Genomic DNA, 14581 nt, shown 5'->3' on the forward strand with positions numbered 1-14581 from the left:
CAGTAGAGTCCGAAGCATGTATCCGGTCCACCGCCTCAGCCAACGCCTGGAGTTGCGCGAGTTCCAGGAGGGCGACGCCGACGCCGTGTTCGCCATCTACGGCAGTGAGCGGGCAACCGAGCACCTTTCGTTCGAGCCGCGCACCCTCGACCAGGTCCAGCAGATCGTGGCCCGGTCCATCAAGGCGGCGACAACCGACCCGCGAACGGAGTACGCGCTGGCTGTCACCCAACGCGTCAGCGGGGAGCTGATCGGCTTTGGCCGTCTGGCCCTGGACCCCCCCAGCCGCGCGGAGCCACCATGGGTTTCGCTCTGCGGCCCTCGTCCTGGGGCTCGGGTCACGGGGTCGAAACCGTGCGGCTGATGCTCGGTCTCGGCTTTGAAAAACTCGGCTTGCACCGCATCTGGGGCGCGCGGTCCCCGGCCAACGAGGCCTCCGCCAAGACGATGGCCCGGGCCGGAATGGTGGAAGAAGGCCGTATCCGCGAACACGTCCACAAGGCCGGCGCATGGCGTGACTCCATCGTGCACGCCATCCTCGATCGCGAGTGGGCTGAACAGAATCTCTGATCCGTCGGGTGCGGTCGGCGCCCGAGGACGGAGTCGCCCCGTCGGATCTCGCGACCCGTTCAGGTGTGGGCGGGTTCGGAAAGGCAGGACTTCGGGCACGTATGCGGACATGTCCTGCCTGCGCCCCTGGACCTTAGCCGTCCTCGTGTTGATCCTCCTCGCCCCGGCCCCTTCCGCCACCGCCGCTCCCCGGGCGACGGGTGACCCGGTCGTGCCGGTGCTGGAGCGGGTCGCGAGTCCGTTGCGTACCGCCGAGCCCGGCGGGGGCGTGAGGGATCTGGGGCCGGTCGGCAGAGCCGTCGGGGACGCGGTCGTGGTGGGGATGGGCGAGGCGACGCACGGCTCGCACGAGTTCCTCGCCATGAAGGACCGGGTCTTCCGGTACCTGGTGGAGCGGCGGGGCTTCCGGACCTTCGCCCTGGAGACGGCCTGGAGCACCGGCGTACGCCTCGACGACTACGTCGTGCACGGCAGGGGCGACCCGGAGCGGATCATGCGGGAGGACTTCCAGTACACCTACGCGCTGAACCCCACCGCCGAGAACCTCCAACTCGTGGAGTGGATGCGGGAGCACAACCGCCGGCATCCGCACGACCCGGTCCGCTTCATGGGGGACGACTGGGGCTACACCGGCCCGGAGCTGTACGACCGGGTCACGGAGTACGTCGCCCGGGTCCGCCCGGAGCTCTCGGCGCGGTTCGACGCGCTGTACCGGGGGCTGCGGCCGGCCGTCCCCTCCGGCGAGTACCAGAAGGCCTACTTCACCCGCCCGCCGGCCGAGCGGCAGGACATGGCCGCACGGACCGGCCGCGCCCTGGAACTGCTGGAGACGCTGGAGCCGCGCGGTGAGGCCGGGCGGCGGGAGTTCGCCGAAGTGCTGCGCCACGCCACGGTGATCGACCAGACGGCCACCGGCTACGGCTTCGACTTCGACGACCCGCGGCAGGTCGCCGAGGCCATGCGCTGGCGGGACGACGTCATGGCGGACAACATCGTCTGGTGGCACCGGCACACCGGGCACCGGATCCTGCTGGCGGGTCACAACAACCACATCGGCTACGAACCCGAGGACCCGCGGGTCCTGCCCAGGACGCAGGGGGCGTTCCTGCGGGACCGGCTCGGCGACGGCTACGTGAGCGTCGGGCTCACCTTCGGCCGCGGCTCGTTCAAGGCCACCGACCCGGAGGAGGTGCACATGCTCACTCACACGGTCAGCCCCGCCCGGCCCGGCAGCAACGAGCACACGCTGGACCGGGTACGGTACGACCGCTTCGTCATGGACCTGCGCACCGCCCCGGGCCCGGCCCGCCGCTGGCTGGCCGAGGCCCGGCCCACGCGCAGTGTCGGCACCGCCTACCCGGAGGAGCGGAACTGGTTCGACATCGCGCTGGGCCGCTGCTTCGACGTCCTGATCCACCAGGACCGGGTGCGGGCCGTGGACCTGCTGTCCTGAACGGCCGTCACCGCCCGCAGAGCATCTTGTCGATGAGCCCTTGGAGGGCCTTCTCGGTGCGGAGGAGCCGCGTCTCGTCGGTGGTCCGTCCGTTGACCGTGACGACGACGGACCGCTCGCCGTCGGCGGTGAAGCCCGTTCTGACGAAGGTGCCTTCCAGGTCGCCGTGATGGCCCCAGCGGCTGCCGCCGCACGCCAGCGGCTGTTCCTGCACGCCGAGGCCGTAGCGCATCCCCGGCGTGTACTGCTGGTGGTCCTCGTTGACGGGGACGGTGGTGCGCATCGCGGCGAGTTCGCGGGGCGGGAGGAGGCCGCCGGTGAGCAGGGCCGTGAAGAACCGGTCCAGGTCGCGGGGTGTGGAGACCAGCGAGCCGGCCGGGCCCGCCCATGCCATGTTGCGGGCGGTGGTGTCGGTGTAGTCGTCGGACCCGGCGAATCGGTGGTACGTGCGGGCGTGGGGCTCGGGCAGGTACGGGTCGTCCCCGGGGACGCGCGTGCCGTGCAGGCCCAGCCGGCGGACGATCCGCTCGTGCACCTCCTCGGCCCAGGGGCGTCCCGTGACCTTCTCGATGACGGCGCCCAGGAGGTGGTAGCCGGTGTTCGAGTAGCTCCAGCGGGGCTCCGGGTCGTCCGGGTCGGCAGGGGGGAAGTCCGGGGGGTGCCGCAGCGCGGCGTCGACCAGGCGCTCGGGGTCGACGCGGTCGAAGCGCCGGCGCTCGAAGTCCGGGGCGGTCTTCCCCGTCAGCTCGGTGGAGTCGGGGTCGTACAGGCCGCTGGTGTGCTGGAGCAGGTGCCGGACGGTGATGCGGCTGCCGTCGTTGCCGTGGCCCCGGACGCGGCCGGGGAGCCAGTGCTCCACCGTGTCGCGCAGGGACAGGCGCCGCTCGGCGGCCAGTTGGAGGACGGTCGCGGCCACGAGGGACTTGGTGACGCTGGCGGCCCGGACGTGCGGGTCGTCCGGCACGGGCCGGCCGGTGCCCGCGACGGCCTCCCCGACCCCGGCTTCGGCGACGTGCCGCCCGTCGCGCACCCGGATGTGCAGGCTGACGCCCTGGGCGGTGCGCAGGACGGCGGCGGCCTCGTGCCGCAGCCGCTCCGGCGTGAGGGGGGCCGGGGGTGTGGCACCGGCCGCCGGGGTGGTCACGGCGAGGGAGGCCGTGAGGGACGCGGCGACGACCACCGCCAGGAGCCGCGGCGCGGTCAGCACACTCGGCGCCGTCAGCAAGCGCGGCGCCGTCACTGGGGCCGCCCTTCCCGCAGGCATACGACGGTCCCGGCCAGGGCTGCGGTGTGCAGGGCGGTGAGGGCGGGCAGGGCGGGCATGAGCGCGGTGGACCCGAGCTCGTCGAGGGTGAACAGGCCGTGGTCGTCGTGCTCGGTACTGCGCCGGACGGCCAGCTCCGCCGGGAGGCGTCCGCCGTGGAAGTAGAAGTCGATCACCGGGCCCGTGCCCATCACGTCGGCCCGGTGGTCGTACCCGATGAACCGGGGCGGGCGGTCGAGCACGATGCCGGTCTCCTCGCACACCTCCCGGCGCGCGGCGGTGACGGGGTCCTCCCCCTGGTCGAGCATGCCGCCCGGCAGCCCCCAGATCCCGGCACCGGGCTGGCCCTCGGCGTAGCGCAGCAGCAGGATCCGGTCCTCGGCGTCGAGCAGCAGGACGCACGACGCGACGATGGTCTGGGGCAGCGTCTTGACCCACTCGGCACGCGGCAGCACACGCGGCGCGTTCGAGGCGGGCACGGTCGTCTCCACGGTGGTGTTCCTTCCCTCGGCCGGGCAGCTCGCGGTGAACTGCCCAACCGGTGGAACGGCCGGATCCGCCGATGGTCACCGGCGGGTCCGGGGCACGCGCTGTCAGCACACGATCACGGGGACGGTCGCGGCGTGAGGGACACGCATCGCGGCAGGGCGTCCACGTCACTCGGGGAAGCGCCTTCGGCCAGGGTCACGTCGGCTGAGTACACCGCCCACTGTGTTCCAGCGACGTCGAGGAATCCCGAGCGCGTGGAGCACCTGACGAAGAACGTCTCGCCCTCCATGGTCCAATACGGGCTTTCGGTGCCGTCAGCGGAGTACACCGGGATGTCGCGCCACGGCGTGACCTTGAGCAGGCCGCGGGTGTCGGAGGGGGTCGGCATGCGCAGGTAGCGCCGATAGCCGGGGGAGTTGTCCGGAGGGGCGGGCATCCCCGTCCCGCAGACTGCCCCGTCCTGGCACCCGGGGACGTCGGACGACTCCGAGAGGAAGACGCTCGGCACGATGGAAGCGCACAAGGCGAGCACCGCCGAGATGATGGCGGCGATCACATGGCCCTTCGCCAGAACACCGCGGCCGCCCTTCTCGTCGCCGGCGCCGGGCTCGCGCCTGACCTCCGCGAAGCACTTCCTGGTCCAGTCCCTGGACCTGCCCGCCGCCAGGGCGCCCTCCGTCCACTTCTCCCTGATGGCGACCAACGGTACGGACGGTGCCAGCACCTCGTACAGCGCGTGGACGCGGTACCAGCGGGGGTACTCCTCGGCTCCGCGCAGCAGTTCGGACACCTTGCCTTTGCTGGTCAGCCGCTTGACGCCTTCGGCGCCCCGCGACTTCTCGCAGATCTCCTCGGTGCTCAGGCCGCTGGCGAAGTACGCGGTGCGCATCGGTTCGAGCCAGGCGCGGTGGGCGGCGCCTGCGCTCTCGACGATCGGCCCGAGGCCCGGCCCGGGCTTACCGGAACCCGCGCCGGTGCCCGTCAGGGTGCTCATGCGGCCTTCTTGTCGTCGTCGCCGTCCTCGGTGGCCGGGCGGTCGCCGCCTTCCACGGCGCGAGTGGTGGGCGGGAGCGCGGTCGGGGGACGGGGCGGCCCGCCGTCCCGGCGGCTCCCCGCCTCCAGCGTCTGGAGCAGCTGTTGCACACCCAGCACGATCACCAGGATGAGCGGGCCGATGGCGGTGGCGGGCTGCCCGAGGACGAGCAGTGTGATCACCAGGGCGGTGAAGGTGATCAGCCCGATGACGATGATGGCAAGTCTGCCTTTGGGGGTCACGGGTGCGTTCCTCCGTCGTGCGTCGCGTCCGGTCGGTGACCCCCGGCGTTGCCGTACGGCAGCTGCCGTCGCCGGCTGCGTCGTCATGCTGACGCTAGGTCACCAGTAGCAGAATGCGGAACGGGGAGGGGATATCGGTAGCCCTTCAGGACAAAGCGGAACGATCACGGAGCGGTTCGGATAGAACACGCCAGCTCATGAACTCTTAATGGAAAGTTCCGGGTTCCAGCCTTGCGTTCGGCTTCGCTTGACCCGTCAATAGGCAGTGTGGTGCGAACCAGGGTTTGCGCCGCCGTGTCTGCCGCGTCCGGAAGACCACGGCACTCATCGGCCCCCTCGTTTTGCCGCGAGGGGGCCTCGCCGTTCCTCGAACGCGGTGAGTGCCCGCCAGCAGGTCAGCGGGCGGGCTGGTCGGAGTAGCTGAAGTCACCCACCGTCCAGGCAGTGACGTCCTCGATCGCGACGCGGTACATCCCGCCCGTCTCCGGGATGCCCATCGTGCCCTGCAGGATGCGGGCGACGTGGAAGTGCAGATGCGTGGGCGGCCCGTCCTTCTTCGCGGGGCCGTCGAAAACAGCGGAGAACTCGCCCAGGTGGGCGGAGTCCGTCAGCACCTCCGACACCCGCTGCCGCCACACGGCTTCGGGAGCCAGGCGACCGGTGATGACGGCACCACCGGTTACCACGGTCAGGGACATCTGGTTGCTCTGCCCGGACTCCACACGGGCGGCGATGTCAACGATCAGCTCGTCAGGCTTCGGCATGGGAGCACATCTTATGCACCGGCCCGTCCGGGCGGCGCCCCGGATCCACCCGCGGTGTCCCGGCGAGCGCGGGGTGGGGGCACGACACGGCGAACGGGACGGCACCTCCGCACAAGGTGCCGCCCCGCTCTCCTCCGTGCTCCGGAGCCGCCGCGATCGGTGAGGGTCGGGGACCGCCGACGGCTCCGGGTTCTGGCCGGCCCGGGTGGGCCGTAGCTCTACCGGCCCAAGAGAGCCGCAGGGCTAGCGGTGGTCGCTGCCCTGGGACGTGACCGCCGCCCGGCCCGCCTCCAGGCGGGCGACCGGGATGCGGAACGGGGAGCAGGAGACGTAGTCGAGTCCGACCTCGTGGAAGAAGTGGACCGACTCGGGGTCGCCGCCGTGCTCGCCGCAGACGCCGAGCTTGAGGTCGGGGCGGGTCTCGCGGCCGGCCTTGGCGGCCAGCTTCACCAGGGAGCCGACGCCGTCCTTGTCGATCGTCTCGAACGGGGAGACACCGAAGATGCCCTTCTCCAGGTACGCCGTGAAGAACGAGGCCTCGACGTCGTCCCGGGAGAAGCCCCACACCGTCTGGGTGAGGTCGTTCGTGCCGAAGGAGAAGAACTGGGCCGCCTCGGCGATCTGACCGGCGGTCAGCGCGGCGCGCGGCAGCTCGATCATCGTGCCGATGGACAGCTTCAGCTGCGTCCCCGAGGCCTCCTCGACCTCGGCGATGACCTTGTCGGCCTCCTCGCGGACGATCTCCAGCTCCTGGACCGTGCCGACGAGCGGGATCATGATCTCGGCGCGCGGGTCGCCCTTGGCGGCCTTGCGTTCGGCCGCGGCCTCGGCGATGGCCCGGACCTGCATGGTGAACAGGCCGGGGATGACCAGGCCGAGGCGGACGCCGCGCAGGCCGAGCATCGGGTTCTGCTCGTGCAGGCGGTGCACCGCCTGGAGGAGGCGCAGTTCGTTCTCGTGCGGCTCCTGGCGGGACTCGGCGAGGGCGACGCGGACCGAGAGTTCCGTGATGTCGGGCAGGAACTCGTGCAGCGGCGGGTCGAGGAGGCGGATGGTGACCGGGAGGCCGTCCATCGACTCGAAGAGCTGGACGAAGTCCTGCTTCTGCAGCGGCAGCAGCTGCTTGAGGGACTCCTCGCGCTCGGCGTCGGTGTCGGCCAGGATCAGCCGCTCGACCAGTTCGCGGCGGTCGCCGAGGAACATGTGCTCGGTGCGGCACAGGCCGATGCCCTGGGCGCCGAAGCGGCGGGCGCGCAGCGCGTCCTCGGCGTTGTCGGCGTTGGCGCGGACCCGCAGGCGGCGCTTGCGGTCGGCGAAGGCCATCATGCGGTGCACGGCCTCGACCAGCTCGTCGGCGTCGTCGGCACCGGGGTGCATCCGGCCCTCGAAGTACTCCACGACCGGTGACGGCACGACCGGTACCTCGCCGAGGTAGACCTTGCCGGTGGAGCCGTCGATGGAGACGACGTCGCCCTCCTCGACGACGTGCCCGCCCGGCACGGTCATCCGGCGGCGCTTGGTGTCGACCTCCAGCTCCTCGGCGCCGCAGACACAGGTCTTGCCCATGCCGCGGGCGACGACGGCCGCGTGGGAGGTCTTGCCGCCGCGCGAGGTCAGGATGCCCTCGGCGGCGATCATGCCGTCCAGGTCGTCGGGGTTGGTCTCGCGGCGGATGAGGATGACCTTCTCGCCGGAGCGGGACCACTTGACGGCGGTGTAGGAGTCGAAGACGGCCTTGCCGACGGCCGCGCCCGGGGAGGCGGCGATGCCGCGGCCGACCTGCTGGACCTTCGCGTCCTCGTCGAAGCGCGGGAACATCAGCTGCGCGAGCTGGGCGCCGTTGACGCGGGTGAGCGCCTCGGCCTCGTCGATCAGGCCCTGGTCCACGAGCTGGGTCGCGATGCGGAAGGCGGCGCCCGCGGTGCGCTTGCCGACGCGGGTCTGGAGCATCCACAGCACGCCGCGCTCGATGGTGAACTCGATGTCGCAGAGATCCTTGTAGTGGTTCTCCAGGGTCTCCATGATCTGCATGAGCTGGTCGTACGACTTCTTGTCGATCTGCTCCAGCTCGGCGAGCGGCACGGTGTTGCGGATGCCCGCGACGACGTCCTCGCCCTGGGCGTTCTGCAGGTAGTCGCCGTAGACGCCCTGGTGGCCGGAGGCGGGGTCGCGGGTGAAGGCGACGCCGGTGCCGGAGTCGGGGCCGAGGTTGCCGAAGACCATGGAGCAGACGTTGACGGCCGTGCCCAGGTCGTGCGGGATGCGCTCCTGGCGGCGGTAGAGCTTGGCGCGGTCGCCGTTCCAGGAGTCGAAGACGGCCTTGATGGCGAGGTCCATCTGCTCGCGCGGGTCCTGCGGGAAGTCCCGCCCGGCCTCGGCCTTGACGATCTTCTTGAACTTCGTGACGAGCTTCTTGAGGTCGGCGGCCTCCAGCTCGGTGTCGACCGTGACCTTCTTGGCCGCCTTCGCGGCCTCCAGCGCGTCCTCGAACAGCTCGCCGTCGACACCCAGGACGGTCTTGCCGAACATCTGGATGAGGCGGCGGTAGGAGTCCCACGCGAACCGGTCGTCACCAGCCTGCTTGGCGAGGCCCTGCACGGACTTGTCGGAGAGGCCGATGTTGAGGACGGTGTCCATCATGCCGGGCATGGAGAACTTGGCGCCCGAACGCACCGACACCAGCAGCGGGTTGTCGGGCTGGCCGAGCTTCTTGCCCATGCGCCGCTCCAGCGCGTCGAGGTGCGCACTCACCTCGTCACGCAGTGCCGCCGGCTCCTCGCCGCTGTCCAGGTAGACCTTGCAGGCCTCGGTGGTGATCGTGAAGCCGGGCGGGACCGGGAGGCCGAGGTTGGTCATCTCGGCGAGGTTCGCGCCCTTGCCGCCGAGGAGGTCCTTGAGGTCCTTGTTGCCCTCGGTGAAGTCGTAAACGAACTTCACGCCCTCAACGCTCGCCGCCTGCTCGGCTACCGGGAGATCTTTGTTTTCCGACACGGGTCTCGACTCCTCGAGGACGCGGTGGCTGCCCTGACGGCGAGGAACATACCCAGATCAAAGGCGTCTGGGTACGTCCACTCGCGCGTCATGCGCCTGTAACCACTCGTCCGCCAGCGGATCGAAAGTCAAGGCTCGGCAAGCGATCACAGCCGCATGTTTTCACTTCTTGAACGCAAGAACCTCCCTGACCCTGGTTGAGTGCTCATATGAGCGAGGTTTCCGCACATTTGATTTCGCTCGATGAACGATCAAAGGGTGGCACTCAGTGCCACCCTTTGGAGAAGTGCAGCCGCTCAAGATCCGCTCATCTGAGCGCAACCCTTATCAAGGGTGGCGAGAATCACGCTGCCACAGCCGACCGGATTTCACCATGCGGACGCGTCTCGGGACCGAAATCCGCCCGTCACACCACCTGTCACACCCCGAGCGCCCGCAGCCGCTCCTCGACCCGCTCCGGCGCGTAGAGGTGCTCCACGACCATCGCACCGGCCCCCACCAGCCCGGCCCGCTCGCCGAGCCGCGAGGTGACGACGTCGAGGTGGGCCGTGGAGCGGGGCAGCGCCCGCTGGTACAGCAGTTCGCGCACGCCCGTGAGGAAGGGAGTTCCGGCCAGATCTCCGGCGATCATCAGCACGCCCGGGTTCAGCAGGGTCACGACCGTCGCCAGCACGTCCCCGACCCGGCGCCCGGCCTCCCGGGCGAGCCCGACCGCCTCGGGGTGCCCGGACGCCAGCAGGTCCCGGACGTCCGAGCCGGACGCCGCCGGCACCCCGGCCTCCGCCAGCCGCCGCGCCACCGCGCCGCCGCTCGCGACGGCGGCCAGACAGCCGTAGGAGCCGCACCGGCACAGCGCCTGGGCGCCCTCCGGCACCCGGATGTGTCCGATGTCCCCGGCGCCGCCGTCGATGCCCCGGAACACCGAGCCGCCGACCACGACCCCCGCGCCGATGCCGGTGGAGACCTTGACCAGCACGAAGGCGGAGCAGTCGGGGTAGCCGGTGCGCTGTTCGCCGTACGCCATGAGGTTGGCGTCGTTGTCCACGAGCACGGGCACCGTCTCGGCGCCCGTGTGCTCGGTGAGTGCCCGGGCCAGCCGGCCCCTTATGTCGTAGCCGTCCCAGCCGGGCATGATCGGCGGCTGGACGACGCGGCCGGTCTCGGTGTCGACCGGGCCGGGCACCGCGAGCCCGATCCCGCACACCGTCCCGGCGCTGTGCCCGGTCTTCTGAAGCAGTTCGGCGAACCAGCGGCCGAGGTCGCCGAGCACCACGTCCGGCCCGTCCTCGACGACGAGGGTGCCGGAGTGCTCGGCGAGGATCTCGCCGCTCAGCGACAGCACGGCCGCCCGGGCGTGCCGGGTGTCGAGGTCGGCGGCCAGGACCACCGCGTGCTCGTCGTCGAACTCCAGCGTGATGGAGGGGCGTCCGCCCAGCGGGGAGTCCACCGGCCCGCCGGCGCCCTCGCGCAGCCAGCCCGCGCGGAAGAGCCGGTCGAGCCGCTGCCCGACGGTGGCCCGGGAGAGCCCGGTCGCCTGCTGGAGCGCACCCCGGGTCGTCGCCCGGCGACTGCGCACCAGTTCGAGCAGATCGCCGGCGCTTGCCTGAACGCGTCCCGTCATGCGCACCCCCTTGTGTTTCCCAACCATGCATTACATATTGGGTTTTGCGTGTTAAATAGACGTAACCCTACGGTAGCCCTGCCAGATCCTGGTCAGGAGTACGTCTTTGGGAGAGCCCCGAGTGGATCGCATCGCCCAGCTCACCACGCGCCCCGCGGGGCGCGAGATCGCATACGATCCGGCCGCCGCGCCGCCTCCCCTGCAGGTCAGGGCCGCGCAGGTACTGGAGGCCAACTGGACGGGCAAGTCCACCGTGCCCTCCCGGAGCCTGTATCCGCACCAGTGGTCGTGGGACTCGGCATTCATCGCGATCGGCCTGAGGCACCTGTCGCCGTTACGGGCGCAGACGGAGCTGGAGACGCTGTTCGCCGCCCAGTGGGCGGACGGGCGCATCCCGCACATCGTCTTCAACCCCTCCGTGCCCCTCGACGCGTACTTCCCGAGCCCCGACTTCTGGCGCTCCTCCACCGCGGGGAGCGCGGCGGGCGCCCCGCGCACCGTACAGACCTCCGGGATCGTGCAGCCACCGGTGCACGCCCTGGCCGCCTGGCTGGTGCACCTCGCCGACCCGGGCCTGTCCCGGGCGCGTGGCTTCCTCGCCCGGGCCTACCCCCGGCTGGCCGCCTGGCACCGCTACCTGCTGCGCCGGCGTGACCTGGGCGGGGGCGGGCTGGTCTCCGTGGTCCACCCGTGGGAACAGGGTATGGACAACAGCCCCTGCTGGGACCGCCCGCTGTCCCGGGTCACTCCCGCCCCGGCCCGCTCGTTCCGCCGCGCCGACCTCGACCACGGCGCGCCCGAGGACCGGCCGACGGATCTGGACTACGGGCGGTACGTGCGGCTGGCGGCGGACTACCGGGACGGCGGCTACGCCGACGAGCCCTACCGGGAAGCCACCGCCGAGAGCGGGGCGGGCGGCTCCGCCGGAAGCCGGGCGGGCGGCTCCGCCGGGAGGCGGGCAGGCGGATTCACCGACAGCAGGCCCGGCGGCTCCGCCGACAGCGGGCCCAGCGGCTCCGCCGGAAGCGGGGCAGGCGGATTCACCGACAGCAGGCCCAGCGGCTCCGCCGACAGCAGGCCCAGCGGCTCCGCCGGAAGCGGGGCAGGCGGATTCACCGACAGCAGGCCCAGCGGCTCCGCCGGAAGCGGGGCAGGCGGATTCACCGACAGCGGGCCCGGCGGCTCCGTCGGAAGCCGGGCGGGCGGATTCGCCGTGGAGGACCCGGCGTTCAACGCCCTGCTCATCGCCTCCGAGTACGCCCTCGCCCGGATCGCCCACGAACTGGGCGCGGCGGAGCCCAGGCCCGGCAGGCGCGGGCCGAGCGCCTCACGGCGGCCCTGGTGGAGCGGCTGTGGGACCCGGCCGCGGGGATGTTCCTGTGCCGGGACGTGCGCGCCGGGGAGCTGATCCCCGAGCGCGGGGTCTCCGGGCTCGTCCCGCTGCTGCTGCCGACCCTGCCGCGCGACCTCGCGGCGACCCTGGTCCGCACGATGTGCGGGCCGCACTTCGGGCTCGGCGGCGCGACCCGCCTGGTCCCCAGCTACGACCTGCTGGGCGAGGCCTTCGACCCGCACCGCTACTGGCGCGGCCCGGCCTGGTTCAACACCAACTGGCTGCTGGAGCGCGGGCTGCGGCTGCACGGCGAGCGCGGCCGGGCCGACGCCCTGCGCAAGGGGATGCTGCACACCGCCGGCGCCTCCGACTTCGCGGAGTACGTCGACCCGTACACGGCACAGGCCTGCGGCGCCACCGGCTTCGGCTGGACCGCCGCGCTCACGCTCGACCTGCTGCACGACCGGCCCGCAGGGGACAGGAACGGCGTCACGGCGATCAAGGGAGGGGACCTGGGATGACGGACCGGCATCATCTGCTCGTGCACGGCGGGACGTTCGCCGCGGTCGGCGACCGAGGCGACATCAGCGGCTACCGGGGCGGCAGCGCCCCGGACGGCATGTTCGTACGGGACGCGCGGCACCTGAGCCGCTGGCAGCTCACCGTGGACGGCGCCGTGCCGGAGACGCTGACGCCGGTGGCCGACGGGGACACCGCGGCCTGCGTCCTCGTCCCGCGCGGCGGCCGCGACGAGCCGCCCGCCTACACGCTCTTCCGCGAACAGGCCGTGGGCGACGCCTCGTTCGTGGAGTCGCTGCGCGTCACCAGCAACCGCCCGGTGCCGACGACGGTCCGCCTCGCGGTCACCGCCGACGCCGACTTCACCGACCAGTTCGAGCTGCGCTCCGACCACCGCACGTACGCGAAGGCCGGCGCCGTCCGCACCCGCCAGGTGCTCGGCCACGGCGTGGAGTTCACCTACCGGCGCGGCGAGTGGCGGTCCGTCACGACCGTGACGGCCGAGCCCCAGCCGGACGCCGTGGAGGAGACCGGCACGGGCGCCCGCCGCCTGGTGTGGACCCTGGACCTCGCGCCGCACGGCACCGCCGAGCTGGTCCTGCGCGTCATCGCCCGCCCGCACGGCGACAAACGCGCCCTGCGCGTGCCCCGCTCCCCCGCCGCCCTCCAGGAGCAACTGCGGGCGCGCGAGGGCGAGTTCATGGCGGGTGTGGCCTTCCCGAGCGGCTGGCCCGAGCTGGCCGCGGCCTGCACCCGGGGCCTCGCCGACCTCGCCGCGCTCCAGGTCCCGGCGACCGGTCCGGACGGCGAGGAACTGCGCGTCCCGGCCGCCGGCGCCCCCTGGTTCCTCACCCTGCTGGGCCGGGACGCCCTGCTGACCTCCTTGTTCGCCCTGCCCTACCGGCCGCGGCTGGCCGCCGCCACCCTGCCCGCGCTGGCCGCGACCCAGGCCACGCAGGCCGGCGCCGACGAGATCGCCCAGCCCGGCAAGATCGTGCACGAGGTGCGGCACGGCGAACTGGCCCACTTCGGCCAGGTCCCCTACGGCCGCTACTACGGCTCGGTCGACGCCACGCCCCTCTTCCTCGTCCTGCTCGGGGCGTACACCGAGCAGACCGGCGACACCGCCCTGGCGCGCCGCCTGGAGCCGCACGCCCGTGCCGCGGTGGGCTGGATGCTGGACCACGGCGGTCTCACCTCGCGCGGCTACCTGGTCTACCGCGCCGACCAGGGCGGCCTCGCCAACCAGAACTGGAAGGACTCCCCCGGCGCCATCTGCTCCGCCGAGGGGACCCGCCCGAACGGGCCGGTGACGGCCGCGGGCGCCCAGGGCTACGCCTACGACGCGCTGCGCCGCACGGCGTGGCTCGCGCGCACGGTGTGGCAGGACGGGACGTACGCGGACCTGCTGGAGCAGGCGGCCGGCGACCTGCGCGACCGTTTCCAGCGGGACTTCTGGATGCCGGAGCACTCCTTCCCGGCGCTCGCGCTGGACGGCCGGGGCGACCAGGTCGACGCGCTCGCCTCCGACGCCGGGCACCTGCTGTGGTCGGGGCTGCTGGACAAGGAGTACGGCGAACTCGTCGGCCGGCGCCTGCTGGAACCGGACTTCTTCTCCGGCTGGGGCGTGCGCACCCTGGCGGCCGGGCAGCCGGCGTTCCACCCGCTCTCCTACCACCGCGGTTCGGTCTGGCCGCACGACAACGCGCTGATCGCGCTGGGCCTGGCCCGGTACGGGCTGCACGACGAGGCCCGCGCGATCGCCCACGGCCTGGTCGACGCGGCGGCCGCGACCGGCCACCGGCTGCCGGAGGTCCTCGCGGGCTACGGCCGCGACACCCACCCGGAGCCGGTGCCGTACCCGCACGCGTGTGTGCGGGAGTCCCGCTCGGCGTCGGCCCCGCTGGCCCTGCTCACGGCGGTCGGCGGCATCTGAGGGCCGGTTGGCCCGCCGTTTGCCGGGTGTTTGCCGAGCGCTGGCCCGCCGGGCTGAACACACCTGGTGGGCGGGCCGTACGGAACGGAGGCGGACCCGTTCCCCCACGCGGGTCCGCCACCTCGCCGGGTTTCGTACGGGAAGGACCTCCGGGTGCCTGTCTTCACACGCCTCCGCCAGTCATCACAGCCGGGCACCCCGGAGCCCGGTCCCGAGCGGCCGGAGGGGTCGGAGGCCGACGCGGAGGAGACGGAGGCCCGCGCGGAGCAGGCGGAGGTCCGCGCGGAGGAGACGGAGACCCGCGCGGAGGAGACGGAGACTCGCCCGGAAGAGGCGGAGACCCGCGCGGAGCAGGCGGAGACCCGC

At 72.3% G+C, this 14581-nt stretch carries 11 protein-coding genes and 1 pseudogene; 5 read left to right on the forward strand and 7 right to left on the reverse strand.

Going from position 1 to position 14581, the window contains the following annotated elements; genetic code table 11:
- The first annotated feature begins 16 nt into the window (after positions 1–16).
- Together C1703_RS12220 and C1703_RS12225 are read left to right on the forward strand one after the other, a co-directional pair.
- A pseudogene (locus tag C1703_RS12220) lies at positions 17–570 on the forward strand (GNAT family protein).
- Between the two features lie 145 nt (positions 571–715).
- On the forward strand, positions 716–2023 hold the full coding sequence (locus C1703_RS12225; protein WP_232840460.1) for an erythromycin esterase family protein: 1308 nt from the start codon (positions 716–718) through the stop codon (positions 2021–2023).
- A 7-nt stretch (positions 2024–2030) separates the two neighbouring features.
- Here the strand turns inward: C1703_RS12225 and C1703_RS12230 are convergent, their stop codons facing one another.
- From C1703_RS12230 to C1703_RS12260, 7 genes are all read right to left on the reverse strand, one after another.
- Complete coding sequence (locus C1703_RS12230; RefSeq protein ID WP_232840461.1) at positions 2031–3263, reverse strand: serine hydrolase domain-containing protein; 1233 nt, start codon at positions 3261–3263, stop codon at positions 2031–2033.
- The gene (locus C1703_RS12235; RefSeq protein WP_114252252.1) at positions 3260–3778 is read right to left on the reverse strand and encodes an NUDIX hydrolase; all 519 of its coding nucleotides are present in this window, start codon (positions 3776–3778) and stop codon (positions 3260–3262) included. Before C1703_RS12235 ends, C1703_RS12230 begins: the two co-directional genes overlap by 4 nt.
- Positions 3779–3891: 113 nt before the next feature.
- On the reverse strand, positions 3892–4770 hold the full coding sequence (locus tag C1703_RS12240) for a hypothetical protein (RefSeq protein WP_114252254.1): 879 nt from the start codon (positions 4768–4770) through the stop codon (positions 3892–3894).
- The gene (locus C1703_RS12245) at positions 4767–5051 is read right to left on the reverse strand and encodes a hypothetical protein (RefSeq protein WP_114252256.1); all 285 of its coding nucleotides are present in this window, start codon (positions 5049–5051) and stop codon (positions 4767–4769) included. Before C1703_RS12245 ends, C1703_RS12240 begins: the two co-directional genes overlap by 4 nt.
- Positions 5052–5446: 395 nt before the next feature.
- On the reverse strand, positions 5447–5815 hold the full coding sequence (locus tag C1703_RS12250) for a hypothetical protein (protein ID WP_114252258.1): 369 nt from the start codon (positions 5813–5815) through the stop codon (positions 5447–5449).
- A gap of 243 nt (positions 5816–6058) precedes the next feature.
- Positions 6059–8752 carry a pyruvate, phosphate dikinase gene (gene ppdK, locus C1703_RS12255; RefSeq protein WP_114252260.1) on the reverse strand — a complete coding sequence of 898 codons (2694 nt, stop codon included), beginning with the start codon at positions 8750–8752 and terminating at the stop codon, positions 6059–6061.
- Positions 8753–9224: 472 nt separating this feature from the next.
- Entirely contained in the window at positions 9225–10427 is a 1203-nt protein-coding gene (locus C1703_RS12260; RefSeq protein ID WP_114252262.1) for an ROK family protein, read from the reverse strand.
- 121 nt (positions 10428–10548) lie between these two features.
- Between C1703_RS12260 and C1703_RS12265 the strand changes: the two genes are divergently transcribed.
- The 3 genes from C1703_RS12265 to C1703_RS12270 are packed head-to-tail and all read left to right on the forward strand — an operon-like array spanning position 10549 to position 14215.
- The gene (locus C1703_RS12265; RefSeq protein WP_232840462.1) at positions 10549–11835 is read left to right on the forward strand and encodes a hypothetical protein; all 1287 of its coding nucleotides are present in this window, start codon (positions 10549–10551) and stop codon (positions 11833–11835) included.
- Positions 11769–12281 carry a hypothetical protein gene (locus C1703_RS39645; RefSeq protein ID WP_232840463.1) on the forward strand — a complete coding sequence of 171 codons (513 nt, stop codon included), beginning with the start codon at positions 11769–11771 and terminating at the stop codon, positions 12279–12281. Before C1703_RS12265 ends, C1703_RS39645 begins: the two co-directional genes overlap by 67 nt.
- Complete coding sequence (locus C1703_RS12270) at positions 12278–14215, forward strand: glycogen debranching N-terminal domain-containing protein (RefSeq protein ID WP_114252264.1); 1938 nt, start codon at positions 12278–12280, stop codon at positions 14213–14215. Before C1703_RS39645 ends, C1703_RS12270 begins: the two co-directional genes overlap by 4 nt.
- Positions 14216–14581: the final 366 nt, after the last annotated feature.

The organism is Streptomyces sp. Go-475 (assembly GCF_003330845.1).
Lineage (GTDB): Bacteria > Actinomycetota > Actinomycetes > Streptomycetales > Streptomycetaceae > Streptomyces.